At 42.4% G+C, this 602-nt stretch carries 1 protein-coding gene and 1 pseudogene; one reads left to right on the forward strand and one right to left on the reverse strand.

Annotated features, from left to right (window positions below; all coding sequences use genetic code 11):
• Positions 1-34 precede the first annotated feature (34 nt).
• A complete protein-coding gene (locus C7R92_RS31810) occupies positions 35-340 on the reverse strand; it encodes a recombinase family protein (protein ID WP_158265791.1) in 306 nt (101 codons plus the stop codon).
• A gap of 126 nt (positions 341-466) precedes the next feature.
• On the opposite strand from C7R92_RS31810, the pseudogene C7R92_RS33070 reads away from it, so the two are divergent.
• Positions 467-602 (forward strand): annotated as a pseudogene (locus C7R92_RS33070) (ArpU family transcriptional regulator); the annotation flags it as partial.

The following is a 602-nucleotide window of genomic DNA, read 5'->3' on the forward strand; positions in this document are numbered from 1 at the left end:
TTAACAAAAGAGAAAAAAGTGATTCCATTCAGAATCACTCAGCAAAAACCAATGGTACATTCTTCTGATTAGCAAGATGCATGAACTTCCCCAATTCAACAGGGTTACGAGAGATTCGCTCAGCACTATGGCAGATTACCTTGTTTACCAATCCAGCCTCTATGTCCGCAATCAACTGAGACAGGCCAGGACGATCCGAGTCAATGGTTTTAACGTTAATTTCCATATACACCTTATGGGCTACATCTTGGACAAGCGGCATACAGGACTCCATTTGTTTTTCGGTCTTTCTAAAATCATCTGATGCAGTTCTGATGAAAACAGCAACCACTATGATCACCTCAAATTGAACTCTTGCGTCAAGTTTACCGCGCAAACAGACAAAAAAATAGCCCCCACTGGGAGCCCGTAAATATGTTCGGCAAAAACATTATAGCACGGGCTGCCACGAGGGGGAATTGGAATGATGAGCGCACAAGAGCAACTGTCATTTCTGGAACCAGTAGATGAAAAAGAAGTCAGAAAGGCTGTTGTCAAAGCATTAAAAGAATATAAAGCCCTTCGTGTTGCTGTACAAAATAAACAGGAGCTACAGGAGAAGG

The organism is Brevibacillus porteri, from assembly GCF_003013475.1.
GTDB lineage: Bacteria > Bacillota > Bacilli > Brevibacillales > Brevibacillaceae > Brevibacillus > Brevibacillus porteri.